The sequence below is a fragment of the Oerskovia sp. Root918 genome (assembly GCF_001428945.1).
Lineage (GTDB): Bacteria > Actinomycetota > Actinomycetes > Actinomycetales > Cellulomonadaceae > Oerskovia > Oerskovia enterophila.
Genome location: NZ_LMJG01000012.1, coordinates 108963 through 132289, shown reverse-complemented (window position 1 = coordinate 132289; position 23327 = coordinate 108963). Strand labels below are relative to the sequence as shown.

General features: G+C 72.5%; 14 protein-coding genes. 3 read left to right on the top strand and 11 right to left on the bottom strand.

What is annotated here, in order from left to right; all coding sequences use genetic code 11:
- Positions 1-145 precede the first annotated feature (145 nt).
- The 8 genes from topA to ASE27_RS10000 all read right to left on the bottom strand — a co-directional run bounded on the left by topA (position 146) and on the right by ASE27_RS10000 (position 13523).
- Positions 146-2950 (bottom strand): type I DNA topoisomerase, encoded by a 2805-nt coding sequence (gene topA / locus ASE27_RS10035; protein WP_056649356.1) that lies wholly within the window; start codon positions 2948-2950, stop codon positions 146-148.
- A gap of 216 nt (positions 2951-3166) precedes the next feature.
- Positions 3167-4144, bottom strand: a complete 978-nt coding sequence (locus ASE27_RS10030) for a phosphatase PAP2 family protein (protein ID WP_082608775.1) — start codon at positions 4142-4144, stop codon at positions 3167-3169.
- Positions 4145-4351: 207 nt separating this feature from the next.
- Positions 4352-5440: an ABC transporter ATP-binding protein gene (locus ASE27_RS10025; protein WP_056649353.1), complete on the bottom strand. Its 1089-nt coding sequence runs from the start codon at positions 5438-5440 to the stop codon at positions 4352-4354.
- Entirely contained in the window at positions 5437-6720 is a 1284-nt protein-coding gene (locus ASE27_RS10020) for an ABC transporter permease (RefSeq protein ID WP_082608774.1), read from the bottom strand. The genes ASE27_RS10025 and ASE27_RS10020 overlap by 4 nt, the downstream gene beginning before the upstream one ends.
- 3 nt (positions 6721-6723) lie before the next feature.
- Positions 6724-7704 carry an ABC transporter permease gene (locus ASE27_RS10015; protein ID WP_056649350.1) on the bottom strand — a complete coding sequence of 327 codons (981 nt, stop codon included), beginning with the start codon at positions 7702-7704 and terminating at the stop codon, positions 6724-6726.
- On the bottom strand, positions 7701-8780 hold the full coding sequence (locus tag ASE27_RS10010) for an ABC transporter ATP-binding protein (RefSeq protein ID WP_056649347.1): 1080 nt from the start codon (positions 8778-8780) through the stop codon (positions 7701-7703). The genes ASE27_RS10015 and ASE27_RS10010 overlap by 4 nt, the downstream gene beginning before the upstream one ends.
- A 171-nt stretch (positions 8781-8951) precedes the next feature.
- Complete coding sequence (locus ASE27_RS10005; protein WP_056649344.1) at positions 8952-10622, bottom strand: ABC transporter substrate-binding protein; 1671 nt, start codon at positions 10620-10622, stop codon at positions 8952-8954.
- Positions 10623-10796: 174 nt separating this feature from the next.
- Positions 10797-13523 (bottom strand): beta-glucosidase, encoded by a 2727-nt coding sequence (locus tag ASE27_RS10000; protein ID WP_235535407.1) that lies wholly within the window; start codon positions 13521-13523, stop codon positions 10797-10799.
- A gap of 98 nt (positions 13524-13621) precedes the next feature.
- On the opposite strand from ASE27_RS10000, the gene ASE27_RS09995 reads away from it, so the two are divergent.
- From ASE27_RS09995 to ASE27_RS20895, 3 genes are all read left to right on the top strand, one after another.
- Positions 13622-14302: a TetR/AcrR family transcriptional regulator gene (locus ASE27_RS09995; protein ID WP_157257524.1), complete on the top strand. Its 681-nt coding sequence runs from the start codon at positions 13622-13624 to the stop codon at positions 14300-14302.
- A gap of 71 nt (positions 14303-14373) precedes the next feature.
- Positions 14374-15231: a response regulator transcription factor gene (locus ASE27_RS09990; protein WP_056649338.1), complete on the top strand. Its 858-nt coding sequence runs from the start codon at positions 14374-14376 to the stop codon at positions 15229-15231.
- Between the two features lie 3 nt (positions 15232-15234).
- Positions 15235-17061 carry a cell wall metabolism sensor histidine kinase WalK gene (locus tag ASE27_RS20895; RefSeq protein ID WP_235535406.1) on the top strand — a complete coding sequence of 609 codons (1827 nt, stop codon included), beginning with the start codon at positions 15235-15237 and terminating at the stop codon, positions 17059-17061.
- 105 nt (positions 17062-17166) lie between these two features.
- On the opposite strand, the gene ASE27_RS09980 is transcribed toward ASE27_RS20895, so the two are convergent.
- Genes ASE27_RS09980 through ASE27_RS09970 form a run of 3 tightly spaced genes read right to left on the bottom strand, consistent with a single transcriptional unit; the run spans position 17167 to position 23305 of the window.
- A complete protein-coding gene (locus tag ASE27_RS09980; protein WP_056649330.1) occupies positions 17167-20655 on the bottom strand; it encodes an ATP-binding protein in 3489 nt (1162 codons plus the stop codon).
- Complete coding sequence (locus tag ASE27_RS09975) at positions 20655-21461, bottom strand: DUF4194 domain-containing protein (protein WP_082608773.1); 807 nt, start codon at positions 21459-21461, stop codon at positions 20655-20657. The genes ASE27_RS09980 and ASE27_RS09975 overlap by 1 nt, the downstream gene beginning before the upstream one ends.
- Positions 21458-23305 carry a DUF3375 domain-containing protein gene (locus tag ASE27_RS09970; RefSeq protein WP_157257522.1) on the bottom strand — a complete coding sequence of 616 codons (1848 nt, stop codon included), beginning with the start codon at positions 23303-23305 and terminating at the stop codon, positions 21458-21460. The genes ASE27_RS09975 and ASE27_RS09970 overlap by 4 nt, the downstream gene beginning before the upstream one ends.
- Positions 23306-23327: the final 22 nt, after the last annotated feature.

Below are 23327 nucleotides of genomic sequence, written 5' to 3'. Positions count from 1 at the left end.
ACCTCGCACAGCACGTTCTACCCGGCGGTCCGGGCGCTCACGGCGAAGGCCCCGGGCCCGCTCCCCCGAGGGGTGCAGGTCCGGGGCCTTCGCCACGCACGGGCCGGGTTCGGCGGCCCCTCCCGGGCGCGCGGAGCCCGGGCGGCTACTTCTTCTCGGCGGGCGCCTTCTTGGCCGGGGCCTTCTTCGCGGCCGGCTTCTTGGCGGGAGCCTTCTTGGCCGGCGCCTTCTTCTTGGCCGGGCCCGCCGCGCGCTTCTCGGCGAGGAGCTCGATGGCCCGCTCGGGCGTGATGGACTCGGGCGTCACGTCGCGCGGCAGCGTCCGGTTGGTCTCGCCGTCGGTCACGTAGGCGCCGAAGCGGCCGTCCTTGACCACGATGGGCTTGCCCGACGTCGGGTCGTCGCCGAGCTCGCGCAACGGCGGGGTGGCCGTGGCTCCGCGACCGCGCTTGGGCTGCTTGTAGAGCTCGAGCGCCTCCTCGAGCGTGACCGTGAACATGGCCTCCTCCGAGGGGAGGGTGCGCGAGTCCGTGCCCTTCTTGAGGTACGGGCCGTAGCGGCCGTTCTGCGCGGTGATCTCGACGCCCGTCTCCGGGTCCGTGCCCACGACGCGCGGCAGCGACAGCAGCCGGAGCGCGTCCTCGAGCGTCACGGTGTCGAGGCTCATGTCCTTGAGGAGCGACGCCGTGCGCGGCTTGGGCAGCGCGGCCTTGGCCTTCTTGAGCGCGGCCGCGGACAGGCCCTCGTCGAACGTGGGCTCGGGGAGCTGCTCGGTGACGTACGGCCCGTAGCGCCCTGCGCGCGCCACGATCGGGTTCCCGGACTGGGGGTCGGCACCGAGGATCCGGCCGTCGTCGGCGCCCGCGGCGAGAAGCTCGCGCGCCTTCTCGACCGTGAGCTCGTCGGGAGCCAGGTCGTCGGGCACCGAGGCGCGCGGCGGGGTCTGACCATCTGCGACAGGTCCGCTGAGATCTTCCACGTAGGGTCCGTACCGACCGACGCGCAGCTGGATGCCCTCGCCGATCGGGACCGAGTTGATGTCACGGGCGTCGATCTCACCCAGGTCGTCGACGAGCTGACGCAGCCCCTCGCCCTCCTCGCGCCCCGTGCCGTCCCCGAAGTAGAAGCGGGTCAGCCACGCCACGCGGTCCTTGTCGCCGGCCGCGATCGCGTCGAGGTCGGCCTCCATCTCCGCGGTGAAGTCGTAGTCGATGAGCCACTCGAAGTGCTCCTCGAGCAGGCGGATCACGGCGAACGCGAGCCAGCTGGGCACCAGGGCCTGGCCGCGCGGCAGCACGTAGCCGCGGTCCTGGACCGTGGAGATGGTCGACGCGTACGTGGACGGTCGGCCGATGCCGCGCTCCTCGAGGGCCTTGATGAGGCTCGCCTCGGTGTACCGCGGGGGTGCGGACGTCGAGTGCCCGTCGGCCGTGAGGTCGCGCCCGTCGAGCCGGTCGCCCTCAGCCATCTGCGGCAGGCGTGCGTCCTCGTCGCCCCGGCGGCCGGACTTCGCCGCGGCGCCGTCGGCCGTCTCCGTGGCGTCGTCCGTGCCCTCCTCGTATGCCGCGAGGAAGCCGCGGAAGCTGATGACCGTGCCGGAGGCCGCGAACACGGCCTCCTTGCCGGCGACCTGGGCATCCGTGCCCGCGACGGGTGCGGCCAGTCGCACCGACGCCGTCGAGCCCTTGGCGTCGGCCATCTGCGAGGCGACCGTGCGCTTCCAGATGAGCTCGTACAGCTTGAACTGGTCGCCGCTGATCTCGCGCGCCACCTGCGCCGGGGTGCGGAACGAGTCACCGGCAGGGCGGATGGCCTCGTGGGCCTCCTGGGCCCCCTTGGCCTTCGACGCGTAGGCGCGCGGCGAGCCGGGCACGAACTCGGGGCCGTACAGCTCGGCGGCCTGACGGCGGGCCGCGTCGGTGGCCTCGGCCGACAGCGACGGGGAGTCCGTACGCATGTAGGTGATGTAGCCGTTCTCGTACAGCGCCTGCGCGGTGCGCATGGTCTGCCGCGAGTTGAAGCGGAGCTTGCGGCTCGCCTCCTGCTGGAGCGTCGAGGTCGTGAACGGCGCGGCCGGACGGCGCGTGTAGGGCTTGGTCTCGAGGCTGCGGACCGCGAAGTCTGCGTCCGCGAGCCCGCCGACCACGAGCGAGGCGGCCTGCTCGCCGAGCTGGACCACGCCGTCGCGTGCCGAGGCGGGCTTGAGCTGCCCGCGGTCGTCGAAGTCGCGGCCCGACGCGACGCGCGCGCCGCCGAGCTGCACCAGGCGCGCGTCGAAGCTCTTGTCCGCGTCTGCGGCGTCCTTGTCCGCGAGCGCGAAGGTCCCCGAGACGTCCCAGTACTCGGCCGCGACGAACGCCATGCGCTCGCGCTCGCGCTCGACGACCAGGCGCGTGGCCACGGACTGCACGCGGCCCGCGGACAGCCCCTGACGAACCTTGCGCCACAGGACCGGTGAGACCTCGTAGCCGTACAGGCGGTCGAGGATGCGGCGCGTCTCCTGCGCGTCGACGAGGTGCACGTCGAGGTCGCGCGTGTTCTCCAGCGCGCGCTCGATCGCCTCGCGGGTGATCTCGTGGAACACCATGCGGTGCACGGGCACCTTGGGCTTGAGCTCCTCGAGCAGGTGCCACGCGATGGCCTCGCCCTCGCGGTCCTCGTCGGTCGCGAGGTAGAGCTCGTCGGCGTTCTTGAGCGCCCGCTTGAGCTCCGCGACCTTCTTCTTCTTGTCCGCGTAGACCTCGTAGTACGGCTCGAACCCGTCGTCGACGTTGACCGCGAACTTGCCGAACGGCCCCTTCTTCATGTCGGCGGGCAGCTCGGAGGGCTGCGGGAGGTCGCGGATGTGCCCGACGCTCGACTCCACCTCGAAGTCGTCACCGAGGTAGCCCTGGATCTTGCGTGCCTTCGTGGGGGACTCCACGATGACGAGCTTGCGACCTGAGGACATCCGTTCCTGCTTTCCGTAGCTGCTGATCGAGGCCCACGCCTGGAGCGATCTCCAGGTGAGCCGACGTGCGGGGTGAGCGACGCAGTCCGGCACGTCTCGTGCGCCCGATCCGCTGCGCGGCTCCCACCCGGCAGCCTATGACGTTACGCCACCGGCGCCAGGCGGCACCTTATCGACTGTGGACCACCGTCGGGGCCACGTCCTGTGGACGGGCGCTCAGGCCCAGGCCGGGCGCGACGTCGCCTGCCGGAGCAGGAGGAGCACCGCGAAGGCACCCGCGGTGGCGGACACCACCCCGAATGCTCCCCCGACATAGGCCGTGGTCTCCGCGAGGTCCGTCATGTCCCAGCTCGCCGGGGCGACCTCGCGCAGGCACCAGGCCGCGGCGACGGCCGAGAACGCAGCCCCCACCAGCATGAGCACCGCCACCACGATCGACCCGGGGTAGGAGCTGCTGCGTCCCGGCGGCACGCGGTCGAGCGCGCTCGACGGGGTGAACGCGAGCGCGAGCGCCGTCCAGGCCGTCACGACGAGCACCGCCGCGACGACGTCGCTCGGTCGGTGCCAGTGGCCGATGAGGGTCGAGACCCCCGTCGCCGCCGTGTACGTCGCGCCGAGGATCGCGACCAGGGGCCGCGCCGCCCGGGGGACGACCAGGAGCAGCGCGACCGCGACCGAGGCCGCGACCGTGGTGTGCCCGCTCGGCAGCGTGTTGCCCACGCCCCAGCCGCCGATCAGGTTGGGTCGCTCGAGCAGCACCTTCTTGAGGAGCTGGGTGGAGATGTTGGCGCCGATCACGACGAACGCCACCTGGACGGCCAGTCCCCACCGCCGGCGCAGCAGCGCGATCCCCATGGCCGTACCGAGACCCAGCACCACGAAGCTCACCGAGACCACGTCGAGCACGGGCTCGCCGAGCGCCCAGAGACGCCCGCGACCGTAGTCCGAGCCCCGCAGGGCCGCCTGGTCGAGGTGCTGACCCGCGGCCGACAGGACGAAGTAGCGCCAGACCACCGCATAGGCGACGACCGCCGCGACCGCGACCAGACCTGCCGCAGCCCGCGCCCCGACGTTGGTCGCTCCCGACCGCGGCGCACGGGCGGGGTTCGGCGCGACGGCTCGCGACGGAGCGGGCCGCGGGGGGTACCTCGGGGCGGGGTGGGGCCGGGACGGCGTCGGGTAGGGGGAAGTCACCCGTCAACGGTAGGTCACCGGGTGTGGGGATCTGGCGAAGAGAAGGGGCAGGTCACGGCAGGTCGGGCCCGACGACGAGCGGAGCCGCAGCACGGTCCACCCAGGACGACCGAGAGCCGGCCGGCACCCGACGCGGGGTACCGACCGGCTCTGCTCACGGGGACGACTGGGCGCCCCGCGGCCAGGGGATCATCGACCCTGGCGGCTTCAGACCCGCAGCTCGGCGGGCAGCTCGCCCTGCCCCTCGTGCAGCAGGCAGGCGACCGAGCGGCCCGGCTCTCCGACACCGGGCAGCCCCAGCGACGTGGGGCCCAGGGAGGGGTGGACGTCGGCGCACGCGTCCATGACGTGCGCGCAGCGGGGCCGGAAGGGGCACCCGCTCGGGAGCGCCTGGAGGTCGGGCGGCGACCCGGGGATCCCGACGAGCGGGCGCTTGGGGCCGTGCAGGGGCGGGAAGGAGTTGAGCAGCCCGTGCGTGTAGGGATGGCGCGGGCGCCGGTAGACGTCGCTCGCGGAGGCCTGCTCGACGATCTCGCCCGCGTACATGATCGCGATCCGGTCGGCGACCTCGATGAGCAGCGAGACGTCGTGCGTGATGAACACGACCGAGAAGCCCAGGCGGTCGCGCAGCTCGATGATCTGCTCGACGATCTGGCGCTGCATGACGACGTCGAGCGCCGTCGTGGGCTCGTCCATGATGAGCACCTTGGGCTCGAGCGCGAGCGCCATCGCGATCATGACGCGCTGGCGCATGCCGCCCGAGAGCTGGTGCGGGTACGCCGAGATGCGGTCCTTCGCGATCCCGACCATGGACAGCAGCTCGCCGGCCCGCTCGTTGCGGTCGTAGCGCGACATCCCGGGGCGGTGCGCCGCGATCGCGTCGGTGAGCTGCTTGCCGACCCGGTAGACCGGGTTGAGCGAGTTCATGGCGCCCTGGAACACGATGGCCGTGTCCTGCCAGCGTGAGCGCCGCAGCTCCTTGTCGCTCATGCGCAGGATGTCGACGGGCTCGTCGCCCGTGACCCCCGTGCCTCCGTGGAACAGCACCTCGCCGCCCGTGATGAGGCCGGGAGGGGGAAGGAGGCGGGTCGCGGCGTAGACGAGCGTCGACTTGCCGCAGCCCGACTCGCCCGCGATCCCGAGCACCTCGCCCTCGTGCAGCGTGAGGTCGACGCCGCGCAGGGCGCGCACGGGTTCGGGGCCGTAGCCGTAGGCGACGTGCAGGTCGCGGATCTCGAGCACGGGCTTGCCGGTCCCGGTGGGGGCGCCGGCGGGGGGAAGGGCGGTGACCGTCATCGGACGCTCTCCTTGCGTGTGGTCGTGCCGTCGTTGTCGCGGTCGTCGCGCGCGTCGCGTGCGGCCTCGCGACGCGACCCGGTCGGGCCCTCGGCCCGGTTCTCGCTCGAGCCGCCCGGGTCGCCCGGTCCAGCCGGACCGTCCGGGGTGCCGGGCGCGCCCTTCCCCGTGCCCTTCTCCGTGCCCGACGGCGTCGCACCGGTCGAGGCGGGCGACGCACCCGGGCGCGTGGCGCCGTCGGGCCTGCTGGTGGTCGTGGCGTTCGCTGCCGGCGCCCCCTCGCGGACCACGGCCGTGAAGCCGATGCGCGGCGAGATGCGGCGCTTGCGCAGGGCGCGCGGGCTCGCACCCGTCGAGCGCAGGCGCGGGTTGACGAACTCGTCGATGCCGAAGTTGATGAGGGTCAGCGCCATGCCGAGCATCGCGATGCACAGGCCCGCCGGGACGAACCACCACCACGCGCCGCGCGAGAGGGCCTGCTGCTGCTCGGCCCAGAAGAGGATCGTGCCCCAGTTCCAGTCGGAGATCGACGTCACGCCGATGAAGGCGAGCGTCGTCTGCATCAGGATCGCGAACGTCACGGTGCCCACGAAGCTCGACGCCATGATGGCCGTGAGGTTCGGCAGCGTCTCGAACCACACGATGCGCCACGTCGACTCGCCGTTGGCGCGCGCGGCCTCGACGAAGTCGCGTCGACGCAACGACAGGGTCTGCGCACGCAGGATGCGCGCGCCCCACGCCCAGCTCGTCGCCGCCAGGATGAGCGCGACCGTCAGGCCGCCCGCGTCGGGGAGCTGCCCCGCGACGATGATGATGAGGGGCAGCGCCGGGATGACCAGGAAGATGTTGGACAGCGACGAGAGCAGCTCGTCGCTCACGCCACCCAGGAAGCCTGCGCTCACGCCGACGAGGATCGACAGGAGCGTCGCGCCGATGCCCGCGATGAAGCCGACGATCATGACGCCGCGCGTGCCCACGAGGATCTGGGAGAACACGTCCTGGCCCACGTGCGTGGTGCCGAGCCAGTGCGCGCCGCTCGGCGGCTGGAGGATGTCCGAGGACATCGCGCTCGGGTCGTAGGGCGCGATCCACGGGCCGATCACCGCGAGGATCGCGAAGAAGCCCAGGATCGCGAGCCCCGTGAAGGACTTGCCGTTGCGCAGGAACAAGAGCTTCTGCTTCTTGGGAGAACCCTTGCGGCGCTGGGGCACCTCGGGGGCGAGAGGCTCTGCCCCGTTGTCGAGCTGGGCGTGGTCCATCTGGACGGGGATGCCGGTCATCGGTCAGCCCTCCTGTCGGGTGCGCGGGTCGAGGACCACGTACGCGAGGTCGGCGAGGATGTTCGCCACGAGGACGGACAGCGTGATCATGAGGAAGATGCCCTGCATGAGGGGGTAGTCGTGCGCGCCGATCGCCTGCAGGAGCGTGAAGCCCACACCCTGGTAGGAGAAGACCTTCTCCATGACGAGCGTGCCGGACACGATGAAGCCGAGCGACAGCGCGAAGCCCGAGACCTGCGGCAGGATCGCGTTGCGGGCCGCGTAGCCGAACATCACGCGACGCTCCGACAGGCCCTTGGCCTGCGCGACCGTGACGTAGTCCTCCGAGGTGACCGTGACGGTCATGTTCCGCATGCCGAGGATCCAGCCCGCGACCGAGGACAGCACGATCGTGATCGCCGGCAGCGTGCCGTGCTCGATCACGGAGCTGATGAACTCCCAGTTCCACCCGGGCACCAGTCCCGGCTGGTAGGCGCCCGACGACGGGAAGACCGACCACGTCACCGAGAAGAGCATGATCGCGACCAGGCCCAGCCAGAAGTACGGCACCGACGAGAAGAAGGTCGTGATCGGGAGGAGGCCGTCGGCCCACGAGCCGCGACGCCAGCCGATGACGACGCCCAGGAACGAGCCGAGCAGGAAGCTGATGACCGTCGCGATGCCGACCAGACCGATGGTCCACGGCAGCGCCTGGGCGATGACCTCGCTCACGGTGCTCGGGAAGAGCATGATCGAGAGCCCCAGGTCGCCCGAGAACAGCATCTTCCAGTAGTCGACGTACTGCTCCCAGAGCGAGGCCCCGCTGTCGAGACCGAAGAGGACGTAGAGCGACTCGCGGGCCTCGGAGCTGATGCGGCCCTGGTTCTTGTTGATGAAGGACGACACCGGGTCGCCGTCCATCATGCGCGGGATGAAGAAGTTGATCGTGATGGCCGCCCACGCGGTGATCACGTAGAAGACGATGCGTCGCAGGAAGTACTTCATGCCGACACCCCCACTCGTGCGGAGCCGAGCGCGGGGATCAGGTCCCGCTCGGCAGGTTCGACGTCGGACGCTCCCACGTAGCCCCAGCAGGCGACCTTGCGACCGTCGCCCACGTCCACGAGGTCGGGGACCTTGCTCCGGCACAGGTCCGTCGCGAACGGGCAGCGCGGGCTGAAGCGGCAGCCCTCGGGCGGGCGGACCATCGACGGGGGCTCGCCGTTCGCGCCTGTGCGGTCCTGCGCGGCGAGGTTCTCCGGGTCGGGGGCCGAGCGCACCAGGAGCTGGGTGTAGGGGTGGGCGGGCTCCTGCGTCACGAGCTCGCTCTCGCCGTGCTCGACGATGCGGCCCGCGTACATGACCCGGGTCTCGTCGGCGAAGTACCGGGCCGAGGCGATGTCGTGCGTGATGTAGAGGATCGCGATGCCGAGGCGGTCGCGCAGGTCCTTGAGCAGGTTGAGGATGCCGATGCGGATCGACACGTCGAGCATCGAGATGGGCTCGTCGGCGAGCAGGACCTCGGGGTCCGCGGCCAGGGCGCGGGCGATCGCGACACGCTGGCGCTGGCCGCCCGAGAGCTCGTGCGGGTACTTGTCGACGTACCGCTCGGGCTGGAGCTGCACCCTGTTGAGCAGCGCCGCCAGGGCGTCCTCGAGGGCCTGCCCGCGCAGCCGGGGCTGGTGGATCCGCAGCGAACGCGTGAGCGTGTAGCGGATCGTGTGGACCGGGTTGAGCGACCCGAACGGGTCCTGGAAGATCATCTGCACGCGTCGGCAGTACCGGCGGAAGGCCCGGCCGCGGTGCGCGGTCACGGGCTCGCCGTGCAGCAGGATCTCGCCCGACGTCTGCGTGTACAGGCGGGCCAGGAGGCGGGCGATGGTCGACTTGCCGGACCCGGACTCCCCGACGAGCGCGACGACCTGGCCGCTGCGCAGCGAGACGTCCACGCCGTCGACCGCGTGCACCACGGCGTTCGAGCGCAGGCCCCGGACGGGGAAGTGCTTGGTGAGCCCGCGGGCCTCGAGGACGGGCGCGTCGGGCGGGGGCGCGGCCGGGGCGGTGTGCGTGTCGGAACTCATGGTGAACCTGACTGCTGGGGGGGAACGGGGTGGAGTCAGCGCTGACCAGCTGCTCGTGAGGGGGCGGGGCCGCCGCCGGGCCGTGGTCGGGCCTGGCGGGAGGCCGAGGAACGAGGCCGGATGGTGGGTCCGGCGACGGCCCCGCCCCCTCACTCACGAGCAGCCACGCGATCAGGAAGCCGGCTTCAGCTTCGTGAGGATGAGCGACGCGTTGGCCGTCGTCGGCTGCGGGTTCGCGTACGGGTCCTCGTCCGAGGGCCAGCCCACGAAGTTCTTGGTCGAGTACTGGGCCGCGGCCGGGCGTCCGAGGAGCGCGATGGTCGGGACCTCGTCGACGAAGACCTGCTGGACGGTCTCGAGCGCGGCCGTGCGGGCTGCCTCGTCCGTGGCGTTGGCGTACGTGGCCAGGGCTGCGGTCGCCTCGTCGTTCTTGAAGCGGCCGAAGTTCCAGTTGGCACGCTCACCGAGCGGCATGTACTGGGCGCCGTCCATCTGGTTGGAGTACGTGTCCCAGGGGGTCGCGCCGCCGTCGGTCCAGTGCATCGAGGCCTGGAAGTCGCCCTCGGCGATCGCGGTGAACCAGGCATCGGCGTTCTGGCCCTCGACCGTGGCCGTGATGCCCAAGGGCTTGACGGCGTCGGCGACCATCTGGAGCTCGGTCAGGTAGTCCGACCAGCCCGTGGGGTTGGTCAGGGTGAACGTCACGGCGTTGCCCTCGGGGTCCTTGAGCGTCGTGCCGTCGAGGGTGTAGCCCGCGTCGGCGAGGACCTTCTTGGCGCCCGCCTCGTCGACCGTGTACTCCTTGCCCTGGAAGGGCGCGGTGATGAAGTCGGTGCCCGCGGGCTCGGGGAGCCCGGTCACGTTGGTCAGGGGCGGGAAGACGCCCGAGGACGCGAGCTCGGAGATCTGCTTGCGGTCGAGCACGAGCTGCACGGCCTTGCGGACGGCGACGTCGTCGAACGGCGCGGTCTCGGTGTTGAGGAACAGCGCGTCGACGCCCAGGCCCGTGGGGGCCCACTGGTTGTTCACGTCGGGGTTGGCGTCGATGTAGACCTTCTCGTAGTCGGGGATGAAGGTCCATCCCCATTGCGCCTCGCCCGAGACCAGGGCGTTGGTGAGCGCGTTGTTGTCGTTGTAGGAGCTGTAGCGCAGCTCCTTGACGCCGAGCTCGCCGCCCCAGTAGTCGTCACGGGCCGTGAGGGTCGCGGCCTGCGCGGTCCAGGACTTGAGGGTGTACGGCCCCGTGCCGACAGGCTCCTCGTTGGTCCAGGTCGTGGGGTCCTCGACGTCCTTCCAGACGTGCTCGGGCACCACGAAGAGCTGGAGGATCTGGCCCTGCTTGACGAACTGGCCCGAGGTGAACGAGACCGTCACCTTGTTGCCGTCGACCGCGATGTCGCCGAACGGCAGCGCGAACGTGTTGAGGCCCTCGTTGTCCTTGCGGATCTGGAACGAGTAGGCGATGTCCTCGGCCGTGAAGTCCTCGCCGTCCGACCACTTGACGCCGTCACGGGCCGTGAGGGTCAGCTGGGTGTAGTCGGCGTTCCACTCCCACTCGCTCGCGAGCCAGGGAACGGGGTCCTCGGACGGACGCACCGTGTTGACCTGGGCCAGCGGCTCGTAGATCGCGAACGCGTAGCCCAGCGACATCGCCGAGGACGTGTTGGCGAAGGGGTTGGAGTTGTCGGTCTGGGGACCGTTGGGCATCCCGATGGTCAGGACGCTCGAGCCTCCTGCCGACGAGGAGCTTCCCTCTCCGCTGCCGCCGCCGCTGCATGCGGTGGCGATGAGGGCGAGCGATGTGAGTCCGACGATCGCCGTGCTGATCCTGCGCTTGTTCATGAGTGCCTCCTTGCACTGAAAATCTGAACGAACCGTACGTGCGGTCCGCGGTGAACCTGACATCTGCTGGGTGGGGCTGGGTCGTGCGCGGTGCTGCGGGGCCGAGCGGGTCGAGCGGGTGGTTCGGTGGTGCTGTCGGGGAGCTGCGGCGGGGGAACGCCGCCGCTCCCCGGGTCAGGCGGGCAGAGGAGCCCGGAGCCGGAGGTCGCGGATCGACCGCCCGGCTCGCAGGACGTGCCCGCCGGCAGCGGTGACCCACTGCTGCGAAGGGACGTCCCAGATCTGGAGGGCGCGCGCGGGGATGCGCACGCGCGCCGTGGTGAGCTCGCCCGGGGCGGCGTCGACGACGGCGAAGCCGCCGAGCCAGCGCACGGGGCGACGAGGAGCATCGGGTGTGCCGGACGACACGTCGGGCTCGACGTAGACCTGGACGACCTCGCGGCTCGCGCGCTCGCCCGTGTTGCGGACGACCACGTCGAGCTGCACGTCGGCGGTCGGGGCACCGTCAGTCCTGGCGGGGTGCTCGACGACCGTCGCGCCCACGTACTCCCACGTGGACCAGCCGAGGCCGTGCCCGAACGGGGCCGCGGGCGTGGCGCCCGTGCGCTCCCAGGCGCGGTAGCCGACGTCGAGCCCCTCGGTGTACTCGACGACCCCGTCCTGCGGGATCGCGTGCGGTACCGGGACGTCCTCGAAGCGTGCGGGCAGGGTCCAGGGCAGCCGGCCCGAGGGCTCGGTCACGCCGAGCAGCGCGTCCGCGAGTCCCGAACCGGCCTCCTGGCCGCCGAGCCACGCCCACAGGATGGCCGGGGCGTCGTCGAACCAGGGCAGCAGGACCGGGGCGCCCGCGTTGACGACCACGACCGTGCGGGGGTTGGCCGCCAGGACGAGCTCGGCCAGCCGGTTCTGGTTGCCCGGGAGATCGAGGTCGGGGCGGTCGTAACCCTCGGACTCGACCTCCTCGGTCGTGCCGACGACGAGGACCACGACGTCGGCCTCGGTCGCCGCGGCGACGGCCTCGTCGAGCATCTCCTGGGCGCTCGCGCCGGGGAGCCGGTGGACCAGCTCGCCCCGGACGAACGACGCGTACCCGACGGCGTGGACCACCTGGAGGGTCGCGTCGAGCCGCGCGGTGCGCGGCTCGGTGACCTCGACGTCCACGGTGCGGGCGACCGGGTGGTTGTGCCCCGAGCTCAGGACGACGTCCTCGTTGACGACGACGTCGCCCGTCGAGACGAGCCGGCCGTCGACCGTCACCGTGTGGACGCCGACCGTACCGATGCCGAGCTCGTGCGTGCCGGGCTCCTCGAGGTCCACGTCCGCGCGGACCCGCACGGCCACGGCGTCAGCCCGGACGTCCTGGAGCCATCCGTCCCACGTCGCGGCCGTGCGGGAGTCGAGGACCTCGCCGCGCGCGTCGAGGAGCTCGACACGGGCACCGGGCGCGCCCGTGACCGGGTCGCTGCACCGGCCTGACACGTCCAGGGCGGGCGGGTTGGAGCGTGAGCGGGCGCCGTCGTGGACCAGGAGGCGGGTGCCCTCGGGCAGCCCTGCGCGGAGCTCCTCCTCGGGCGTGGTCACGCGGTCGGGGACCACGAACGACGAGCCGCCGCCCTGGAGGAACGGGGTCGTCGCGGCGGGGCCGAGGAGCGCGACCGTCAGGGGACGGCCGGCGGGAGCGAGGACCGCTGGGTCGAGGGGCACGAGCCCGGAGGACGCGCAGCGGGCGCCGTCCGTCCCGTCCGCGCCCTCGGCGGAGAGGGCCCCGTCCGCCTCGTTCTTGAGCACGACGATCGAACGTGCGACGAGCTCACGGAGGAACGCGGCCGACGCCTCCTGGCCCGTGAGCCCGTCGCGGGCCGACGACGCGGAGGAGGGTGCGTCGTCGGGCTGGAACCCGGTCACCTGCGCGGTGCCGGGAGCGTGAGGTGCCCCGAGGTCGAGCGCGCCGACCCGGTGTGCCAGGCGCAGGAGGCGCACGACCTTGTCGTCGAGCTCGCTCTCGGCGACCTCTCCCGAGCGGACAGCGGCGAGCAGGCCGTCGCCCCAGGGGCCGTCCGGGCCCGGCATCTGCAGGTCGAGGCCTCCCTCGACCGCGCCGCGGATCGTCTTGGTGGCGACCCAGTCGCTCACGACGACGCCGTCGAAGCCCCACTCGTCCTTGAGGACACCGGTGAGGAGCGGGCGGTGCTCGAGCACGGGGGCCGCGGTCTCGCCGTCGTCGACGCCCGAGTAGGCACCCATGACGCTCCAGGCCTGGGCCTCGTGCACGACGCGCTCGAAAGGCGGGAGGTAGACCTCGCGCAGCGTGCGCTCGTCGAGGCGCGCGAGGTAGCGCGTGCGCTCGGTCTCGGAGTCGTTCGCGACGTAGTGCTTGACGCTCATGCCGACGCCGTGTGCCTGCGAGGAGCGCACGAGCTCGACCGCGATCTCGGCGGTCAGGTGCGGGTCCTCGGAGTAGCACTCGAAGTGGCGGCCGCCCACGGGCGTGCGCTGGAGGTTGATCTGCGGGGCGAGCACGACGTCGACGCCGTGGCGGCGTGCCTCGGACGCGAACAGGGCGCCGGCGCGGGCCGCCAGGTCACGGTCCCAGGTCGCGGAGAGCGCGCTGGGGGCGGGGAACATCGCGGAGGTCTGCGCGGTCACCGCGGAGCCGTCGGCCAGGGTGGACTCGCCTCCCGTGCCGCGGACGCCCACGGGGCCGTCGGACATCGCGACGGCCCGCAGGCCGATGCGCTCGATCGGGGTCGTGGTCCACATGCCTGCGCCGACGAGGAGGGAGACCTTCTCCTCGACCGTGAGGTCTGCGGCGAGGCGCGCGAGGCGTTCCTCGGTCCCGTCGACGTCTGCGACGACGTCGGGGGTGACGTCGGTCGTGACGTCGTGGGTCTTCAGTGACACCAGGTGCTCCGTTCGGACGGCGTTGTCTGCTGGCCGATATACAACCACACTTACTGACTAGTCAGTAAGTCAACGAAGATCACAGTATGGTTGCGGTCATGACAGAGGCCACCACACCGGCGCGCACGCGCCGACCGCGCAAGGGCACCGCCGCCCGGCGCGAAGAGATCCTGCGCGCAGCCATGCGCGTCTTCGGGTCCAAGGGGTACCACCAGGGCTCGCTCGCCGAGGTCGCCGAGCAGGTCGGGATCACCCACGCCGGGGTGCTCCACCACTTCGGCTCCAAGAACCAGCTCCTCATCGAGGTCCTCGAGTTCCGAGACGTCGTCGACGTCGAGCACCTCGAGGGCAAGCACATCCCCGGCGGGCTCGACCTGTTCCGCCACCTCGTCACGACGGCCCGCATGAACGCCGAACGCCCCGGCATCGTGCAGGCCTACACCGTCCTGACAGGCGAGTCCGTGACCGACCAGCACCCCGCCCGCGACTGGGCCGCGCGCCGTTTCGCGGGCCTGCGCGGGGACATCACGAGCGCGCTCGACACCGTGATCGCCGAACGCCGCGAGGCCGGGCTCCTGACCCCCGAGGACGACGTCGAGCTCGACCCCGTCGCCCTCGACCGCGCCGCGAGCACGATCATCGCCGTCATGGACGGCCTCCAGACCCAGTGGCTGCTGGACCCCGAGGCAGTCGACCTCGCGGGCGCCACGGCCTTCGCGATCGAGGCGATCCTGTCCTCGACGCTCGCCGCCTCACACAGGGAGCGGCCGCTCGACTGAGGGCTCCCGCTCACAGTCGATTCATAGGAACACCACAGGCGTCGCCGAGACACCACGCGCACCATGGACGCATGACCACGACGCCCGCGCCCACGGAACCCCTCGTCTCGCCTCGCGCCCCCGAGCGCCTGACCCGGGCCGACGGCTCGCCCGTGCGCGTCCTCGTGGTCGACGACGAGCCCAACCTCGCCGAGCTCCTCACCTCCGCCCTGCGCTACGAGGGGTGGGACGTCTCGACCGCGCTCGACGGGCAGTCCGCGATCCGCACGGCCCGCGAGGTCGGCCCCGACGTGATCGTGCTCGACGTCATGCTCCCCGACCTCGACGGGCTCTCGGTGCTGCGCCGCATCCGCGCGACCTCGCCCGACGTCCCGGTCCTGTTCCTCACGGCCCGCGACACGGTCGAGGACCGCGTCGCGGGGCTCACCGCGGGCGGCGACGACTACGTGACCAAGCCCTTCAGCCTCGAGGAGGTCGTGGCCCGCCTGCGCGGCCTCATGCGCCGCGGCGGTGCGACGGCCGCCCGCGAGGACTCGACCGTCGTCGTGGGCGACCTGGTCCTCGACGAGGACTCGCACGAGGTGTTCCGCGGCGGCGACCCCATCCACCTGTCGGCGACCGAGTTCGAGCTCCTGCGCTACCTCATGCGCAACGCGCGCCGCGTCATGTCCAAGCCGCAGATCCTCGACCGCGTGTGGAACTACGACTTCCGCGGGCAGGCCAACATCGTCGAGCTCTACATCTCCTACCTGCGCCGCAAGATCGACAAGGGCCGCGAGCCCATGATCCACACGCTGCGCGGGGTCGGGTACGTGATCAAGCCGGCTGAGGGCAGCACGGGCACCGGGGGCGGCGGGGGTTCTGCGGGCACAGCGGGCGGCGCGGGCGCCCCTGCGAGCACAGCGCCCGACGGCGCCGCGAAGGCCTGACGCGTGACCTCACCCCGGGCGTCGCGCACCGCCCGACCACGCACCCTGCGCCGACAGCTCGTCGTGGTCCTCGTGGCGATCCTGCTCGTCCTGGGCGTCGCGCTCGCCGCGAGCTCGACGCTCGCGCTGCGCCAGAGCCTGGTCGACCGGCTCGACCAGGAGCTGGTCCAGGCGAGCCAGCGCGCCGAGCGCGGCCCGTTCGACCGGTTCGGCGCCGACGCCCCTCCCCCCGAAGGCGCGGCCGGCACGACCGGCACGACCGGCACGGGCGACGGCTCGACGGGAAGCGGGACGACCGGCTCTCCCGAGGGGGCCGACGGCTCGACGAGCGGTGCGACCGTCCCTGCCGACCCGGGTGCCACGTCGGGCGCCCCGGCCGAGGACCCGGGCGCCGGGACGCCGCCGGGCGAGGCTCCGTCGTCGGGCACGGGGAACCAGAGCCCCCTGCCCCCCGGGCAGGGAGCCGGGACCATCAACGTCGTCTACGAGGACGAGGCGGTGCGTTTCGCGGGGTACATCGACGCGTCGGGCACCCTCCAGCAGCTCACGGACGAGCAGGTCGCCGACCTCGAGACCGTGCCCGCCGACGACCGTCCCCACACGGTCGAGGTGAGCGACCTCGGCTCGTTCCGCGCGGTCGCGACCACGACCCAGCGGGGCGAGCCCAGCATCACCGCGATGAGCACCGCCGGGGTGACCGAGACCCTCGAGGGCTACCTGCTCGTCGAGGCCGGGCTCGTGGCCGCAGGGATCGTGCTCGCGTCGGTGCTCGGGACGTGGCTCGTCCGCCGCTCGCTGCGACCCCTCGACTCGCTCGCCGACGCGGCCGTGCACGTGTCCGAGCTACCCCTCGACCGCGGTGAGGTCGGGGAGATCCCGCGCGTCGACGAGCAGTTCACCGACGAGCGGACCGAGGTCGGGCAGGTCGGCGCGGCGCTCAACCGCATGCTCGACCACGTCGAGGCCTCCCTGACCGCGCGGCACGAGTCCGAGACCCAGGTCCGGCAGTTCGTGGCCGACGCGAGCCACGAGCTGCGTACCCCGCTCGCCTCCATCCGCGGGTACTCCGAGCTCGTCCGCCGCTCCCCCGACCAGGTCCCGCCCGACACGCTGCGCGCGCTCGACCGCATCGAGTCCGAGGCCGTGCGCATGGGCGACCTGGTCGAGGACCTGCTGCTCCTCGCCCGGCTGGACGCGGGCCGCCCGCTCGACCGTGAGCCCGTCGACCTCGCGGCCCTCGCGATCGATGCCGTGGCCGACGCGCACGCGGCCAGCCGCGACCACGTGTGGGAGCTCGACCTGCCGCTCGCGGGGGGCGAGGGGCCGGTGATGGAGGGCGACCAGGACTCCGCCGAGGGCGACCGGCCCCGCGCCGAGGGCGACACGCTGACGCTCGACGGCGACGGGATCCTCGCCGAGGGCGACGCCCTCTGGGCCGACGGCGACGACACGTTCGACATCCCCGACGTCACGGTCGTGGGCGACGAGGCACGCCTGCGCCAGGTCTTCGCGAACCTGCTGGGCAACGCCCGCGTCCACACCCCGCCGGGCACGCGCGTGGTCGTGGGCATCCGGCCCGACGGCGAGGACCACGTGGTCCTGACCGTGACCGACGACGGCCCCGGCATCCCGCCCGCCCTGCTGCCGTCGCTGTTCCAGCGGTTCAGCCGCGGCGACTCGGCACGCAACCGGGTCGGCGGCTCGACCGGGCTGGGTCTCGCGATCGCCCAGGCCGTGGTCCAGGCGCACGGCGGAGACATCTCGGTGCGCGGCGCGGGCCCGGCTCCGTCGTCGGGCACGACGTTCGAGGTCCGCCTGCCACGCGGCTGACCTTCCTCGGCGAACATGCGGTTGGCGTCCGCCGAACATGTGGTTGGCGTCCGGAAAGGGACGAAACCGAACGCCAACCGCATGCTCGGCACCCGAGCGAACGGCTCAGAGCGCCGCGTGCGCCTCCTTCTCGGCCTGGTACTCCTCGATCGTCAGCGTCCGCAGCCGCGAGTTGCGGCCCGTCGGGTTGTCGACGTACCCCACGGCCGAGATGTACGGCTCGATCACGTGGATCTTCTGCAGCGGCGTCACGATGAGCAGCTGGAGGCCCAGGCTCTTGAAGAGCTCGAGCGCGAACCGCGTCGACTCGTCCGACCCGCGACCGAACGCCTCGTCGATCACGACGAAGCGGAACGCCTTGGACCGCACCGCGCCCCAGTCGAGCTTGAACTGGTACGCGAGCGAGGCCGCGAGGATCGTGTAGGCGAGCTTCTCCTTCTGGCCACCGGACTTTCCACCCGAGTCGGAGTAGTGCTCGTGCTCGACGTCGTCCTCGCGCGACCGCTCCGACGCCGAGAGCACGAACCAGCTCCGCACGTCGGTCACGCGACGCTTCCACGCCTCGTCGCCCTCGGCCTGGCCCTCGCGCCCACGGAACCGCTCGACGATCGCCTTGACCCGCAGGAACCGCTCCTCCGAGTAGTACGCGACGGTCTCCTCGCCCGTGTCCTCGTCGCGCCTCCCCTCGAGGTCGAGCCCCAGGACCCCGTCGGTGCACGCCCGCAGGTCCGCCCGGAACTCGCGCACCTCGGTGTTGGGCGTGGGCGCCATCTCGAGGCGGATGTACCGGCCGGGGTTGTAGTCGATCGCGCGCAGCGAGTCGTTGATGATCTCGACGCGCTCGCGGATGAGGTCGGCCTGCTTGGACAGCTCGGCGTGGAAGCCCGCGATGTCGCGGATCGTGTTGGTGTTCAAGTAGGTCTTGAAGTCGCCCTCGAAGCGCGGCAGGTCGTCGCGCGTGAGGCGCTCGTGCAGCGCCCGGTACTCGGGCGCCGAGCGCACGTCGTTGTCGAGCTCCGTGGTCTCGACCGGGTACGCGGCCCGGAACGCCGTCATCTGTGCGGCGATGCGCGTGCCGAGCTGCCCCTGCCGGGTCTGGGCCTCCTCGACCTGGCTCGTGAGCCGGGTCCGCAGGGCGGCCTCGACCGCGTCGGGGTCCACGTCGCTGCGCGAGCCGGGCTGCGTGCCGGCCTGCTCGCCGGCCTGTGCTGCGGTCTCGGCGTCGAAGAGCCCGGCGAGCTCCTCGGCCAGCCCCGCATCGGCGGGCCCCTGCTCGGCCAGCACCCGGGCCGAGCGCTCCCGCTGGTCGCGTGCCGTCGCCAGCGCGTGCTGGTCCGCCCCGGCGGCCGAGAGCAGCGCGTCGCGGTCGCTCGCGAGTCCCGCGGCCCGGCGCGACAGGTCGCGGAGCTGGTCGGCGATGCGGCTCAGCTCGGTCGACGCGCCCTCGATGCGCCGCTTCTCGTCGTGCAGCTCGGCGATGGCCCGGACGGGCTCCTCCCAGTCGAGCTCGCGCCACTCGCGGAACACGTCGAGCCGGTTGAGCGCGCCCGAGCGCGAGATCGCGGCGCTCTTCTCGCGCCCGACCTCGTCACGCCGCTCCTCGAGCACCGCGCGACGTCCGGCGACGTCGGTCGCCTGCTCGAGCAGCGCGTCGATCTTGGCCTGGTTGCTCCAGCCGAGCACGTAGCCGCTGCGGTCGCGGACGGAGCGCCGGTCGTCCTTCTCGTGGTGGCTGGCCGAGTGCTTGACCTGCCCCTCGCGCGTCACGGCGCGGGGCACGCGCTGGAAGTCGGCGAGCGTCGCGGCGCACACGTAGTCCGCGCGACGTTCGAGCTCGTCGGTCAGCCAGGCGGCGAGGTCGCCGTCCTTGACCTCGAGGAGGTCAGCGAGCAGCGGCCCGTCCTCGCGGCTCGCGGGCGGGGTCCCGACGCCGCCGCGCACCTTCCGCGTGCGGCCCGCGGCGGGCGCGGGGACGCGGTGGTAGACGAGCCGGGTGCCCAGGTCCTGCGCGTTGATCCAGGCCGAGACCGCGTCGTAGTGCTGGGCGGGCACGAGCAGCGAGAGCGCGAAGCCGCGCAGCACACGCTCGGCCGCGCCCTCCCACTCGGCGTGCTCGGCGCGCACGCCGAGCAGCTCGCCCGCGAAGGGCAGGTCGGCGTCCGTGAGCCCGACGTCGGAGCACAGGCGGGTGCGCAGGTCCAGGCTCGTGCGGGGCAGGTTGGACTCGCGGTCGGCGAGCGAGCGGAGCTCCGCGTTGATCTCGCGGGCCTCCGCCTCGACCGCGCGCAACTCGGCCGCGACCTCCCCCGCGCGGCCCTCGATCTCCCCCAGGGCGTCCTGCGCGTCCGACTGCAGCGCGCCCGTGCGCTCGCGCAGCGCCGCGAACTCGTCGCGCGACGCGACCGGCTCGAGGCCTGCCGCGGCCAGGTAGCGCGCGTACTCGTCGGCCTTGGCCCGACGCTCGGCGCGCTCGACCTCGCGGCGCGCGACCTCGCCCTCGATCTGCGCGAGGCGGTCGCCGCCGTGCCCGGCCCGCTCGACCTCGAGGCGCTGGCGCTCCGCGTCGAGCAGCGCGAGCTCCTCCTTGAGGCGGTCCAGGCCGTCGGCGCGTGCCGTGATCGACGCCTCGAGCTCTCCGATGCGTGCGTCGAGCGCCTCGACGCGCCGGCCCGCGGTGAACCCGCGCAACGCCTCGCGCTGGGCGACGAGCCCGCGGGCCCGCTCCCCCACGGCGTCGTACGCGTCGGCATCGGCCAGCAGGGGCGCGAGCTGGTCGATCTGCGCGCGGGCCTTGACCACGGCGTCGTGCGCGCTCGTGAGGTCGTCGAAGTGCGCGACGAGCTTCTCGGTCCAGCGGGCCGCGTCGAACGGTTCGAGCATGTGCTCGCGCACGAACTCGTTGAGGTCGCCCACCGACTTCATGGACACCGTCTGGTGGAAGAGCTCCATGGCCTGCTCGGACTCGATGCCCAGCAGGCGCCGGAAGTCGCGCCCGTACTCCGGGAAGTGGTCGCGGATCTGCGCGCCGGACTCGCGCAGTCGACGGCGCAGGACGTTGATGTCCCCGTCGAAGCCCGCGAAGTCGTCGGCGATCGTCATGGGCGAGGTGCTCGTGACGTAGAAGCGCTCGGGCTGCCCCTGCGCGCCGTCCTTGAGCCAGAACACCTGGGCCAGCACGGCGCGCGAGTCGAACCCGCGGTTGGCGAACTCGCCCAGGATGACCGAGTAGGTGTGGCCGCGGCGCAGTCCCACGTGCCGCGAGGCGCCCGTGACCTCGTTGCGCTCGGACTTGTAGTGCCCCGCGACGTAGGAGCGCAGCGTGCGCTCGCGCGTGTCGGCGCCCGCCGCCTTGTTGTAGCTGATGCGGTTCGCAGGGAGCAGGAGCGTCGTGATGGCGTCGACGATGGTCGACTTGCCCGAGCCGATGTCCCCCGTCAGGAGCGCGTTACGCCCCTCGAGCTCGAAGCTCCATGCGTACTTGTCGAACGTCCCCCAGTTGAGGACCTCGAGCCGGTCGAGGCGATACCCCGACCGCTGGTCCAGGTCCGCTGCCGCGTCGTGCAGCTCGACCGCGCTGAACAGTGCCTCGGCCATCAGGCCTCCTCGTGGGTCGGGCGCTCGGTGCCGAGCATGCGGTTGTCGTCCGATTCAGGCCCGTTCTCGACGCCAACCGCATGCTCGGCGGACGTCAACCGCATGGTCGGCGCAGCCCCCGTGCCAGCACCTGCCGCAGCCTGTCCGCCCGCGGGTGCTCCGCCGTCGGGCAGGAGCGCTCCCCCGTCGCGCGACGCGAGCTCGGCCGCGTACTCCGCGAGGCGCGCGTCGAAGTCCGCGAGCCACTGGCCGTCGACGAACGCCTTGAGGATGCGGCGCACCTCGTACGTGTCCGGGGTGTCCGGCACGGGGCGCAGGAAGCCCAGCTCGACCACGCGGCGCACGTTGGCCTCGACGCGGTCGCGCGCGCGGGCCTCGTTGCTCGACTCGGGCAGGAACACGCGGACCAGGTCCACGATCTCGTCGCGCGTCAGGACCAGGCGGGTGTCACCGCCCTCGGAGTCGAACTGCGCGAGCCGCTTGCGCAGCAGCGCGAGCAGCAGGCTCACGTCGAACGACAGCTCGCGCCGCGCGACGAGGCGCGGGATGAACGTGCCGTCGCCCTCGTCCTCGGGCTGCGCACGCAGGTACGCGTACCCCTCGGACTCGTCGATCACGATCTCGAGGCCGAGCGTCGCGACGAAGTCCCGCGCCTGCGCCTCGAGCGCGAGCAGGTCGCGCCACGTGCGCGTGCCGGCCTCCCGGTAGACGACGCCCTTGACGAGCGAGGTCACGACGAGCGACAGCTCGGGGCTCTGGCCGCCGGTCTGCCCGGGGCGTTCGGTCCGGACGGGCTGCTGGCTCACGGGGTTCCCTCCTGAGGAGACGGCTGGGGAGACGGCTGGACTGTCGGTGCGGGCGGAACGGGCGGGTCCTGCGCGAGCGACCGGGCCACGGCCCCCGCGAGGTCCTTGGCCCCTGTGCGGGCGAAGGTCACACGTGGCACGCGCGCGACCCGGACGCGCGGGCCGGCGGGCCGCTCGTCGACCGCGACGACCTCGACGCCGCCCGCCACCGGCAGGTCCGGCACGTGGTCGTCGACGACCCACCGCACCTCGTCCGTGTGCGCCGGGTCGTGCACCACGTCGAAGCGCGGGTCGTCGAGCGACAGGTACGTCACGAGCTCCGCGAGGCCCTGCTCGAGCGCGTTCTCCTCGACGAGCTGCGCGAGCGAGACCTGGCCCCGACGGCGCAGCGCGTCCCGGACCGTCCGGCTCAGACGCTCGGGATCCACGTGGACCTGCGTGAACAGGGCCGACGCGTCGAAGTCCGCGACCCCCGCGGTCACGCCCTCGCTCGCGAGGGGCTCCTGGTGCTGGGGCCGGTAGAGCGGGCGCTCGGTCGGCAGGTGCACGTCGACCGAGGTCGAGTCCATGGTCGTCGCGAGCGGCCCGGTGTCCGCGGCGCCCAGGCGCAGCCGGTCGGGGGCGTCGCGCAGCGCGAGGGCGCGCGACTCGATGCTGCGCAGGATGTCGATCACGCGACGGTTCTCGAGCCACACCTGGTCGTCGAGGAACCGGCGCAGCTGCTCGGACAGTACGCGCACGGTCGACTGCGTGCGCTCGCCCGCGTCGAGCCAGTCGTAGTGGATGCGGCGCAGACGTCGCCCGGCCGCGCGGCCCGTGATGCCAGGGGCCGCCTCGTCGTCGTCCCCGACCTGCTCCTCGAGCGCAGGCAGGGCCTGGACCTTCTCGACGAGCCCGGCGAACTCCTCCTGACGCTGGCGGTCCAGGAGGAAGTCGTAGAACGCGTGGAAGCTGCGACCCTGGTCCGAATCGGCGATCGCCGAGCGGCTCCCGACGACCGCGTCCAGCAGGTCACCCTTGGCGCCGTCCCAGCCCGTGATGCGCTCGCGCATCTCGCGGTCGAGCGTGCGGAAGTTCGCCTCGACCTCGCGGAAGTCCGCCAGCAGGTCCGCGGCCGTGCCCGTGAGCTGCTGATAGCGGTCGCGCTGGGCGGCCGCGTCGAGCAGCGAGAGCTGGCCCGCTCGCACGCGCTCGATCTCCTCGTCGATCCGCGCCCGACGCGCCTCGAGCTCGCGCAGGCGCGCGTCGGCGTCGGACTCGGTGCCGACCGTGAGCTGGCGCAGCAGCTCGAAGACCGTGTTGAGGCGCGACTCGGTGCCCACGAAGCTGCGCTCGCGCAGCGCCGAGACCCACCCGACGGCCTTCTCGACGGCCGGGGTCGCGTCGTAGTGCGCCTCCTCCGAGCCCGTCGGGTAGAACTTCCGCAGCCAGCCCTGCTCGGGCGCCGACCAGTGGTCGAGGTAGGCCTTGGGCGAGCGCGGGTAGCGGCGGGCCTCGGTCGGGTGGTCCGCGGGCACCCCAGGTGCGTGGGCATCGCGGGCGTGGGTATCGCGTGCGTCGGTATCGCGTGCGTGGGCATCGTCCGGCCCGACGGCGTCGCTCGCCGCGGCGGGCTCGTCGCCCTCCGCGACGGGTCGGGGCCGCGCGCGGGCGGGCCGGTCCGGTCCGTCGATCGCGTAGAGCGCGTCGTCGAGGAGCGAGACCAGCTCGGCCTCCCCGATCGAGCGGACGTTCTGCTCGACGAAGACCGTGCCGAGGAAGCTCAGGGCGAGCGGTGCGTTGTCCGAGCGCAGGAGGCGCCAGGCCGGGGTGCGCCGCAAGGCGTCGATGTCGTCGTGCTGCACTCAGGCCCTCTCGCGTGTCTGT

What these genes read in the sequence shown, in the direction of transcription:
- topA (WP_056649356.1), bottom strand. Translation starts at nt 2,950, where the DNA reads ATGTCCTCAGGTCGCAAGCTCGTCATCGTGGAGTCCCCCACGAAGGCA.
- ASE27_RS10025 (WP_056649353.1), bottom strand. Translation starts at nt 5,440, where the DNA reads ATGACGGTCACCGCCCTTCCCCCCGCCGGCGCCCCCACCGGGACCGGC.
- ASE27_RS10020 (WP_082608774.1), bottom strand. Translation starts at nt 6,720, where the DNA reads ATGACCGGCATCCCCGTCCAGATGGACCACGCCCAGCTCGACAACGGG.
- ASE27_RS10015 (WP_056649350.1), bottom strand. Translation starts at nt 7,704, where the DNA reads ATGAAGTACTTCCTGCGACGCATCGTCTTCTACGTGATCACCGCGTGG.
- ASE27_RS10010 (WP_056649347.1), bottom strand. Translation starts at nt 8,780, where the DNA reads ATGAGTTCCGACACGCACACCGCCCCGGCCGCGCCCCCGCCCGACGCG.
- ASE27_RS10005 (WP_056649344.1), bottom strand. Translation starts at nt 10,622, where the DNA reads ATGAACAAGCGCAGGATCAGCACGGCGATCGTCGGACTCACATCGCTC.
- ASE27_RS09995 (WP_157257524.1), top strand. Translation starts at nt 13,622, where the DNA reads ATGACAGAGGCCACCACACCGGCGCGCACGCGCCGACCGCGCAAGGGC.
- ASE27_RS09990 (WP_056649338.1), top strand. Translation starts at nt 14,374, where the DNA reads ATGACCACGACGCCCGCGCCCACGGAACCCCTCGTCTCGCCTCGCGCC.
- ASE27_RS09980 (WP_056649330.1), bottom strand. Translation starts at nt 20,655, where the DNA reads ATGGCCGAGGCACTGTTCAGCGCGGTCGAGCTGCACGACGCGGCAGCG.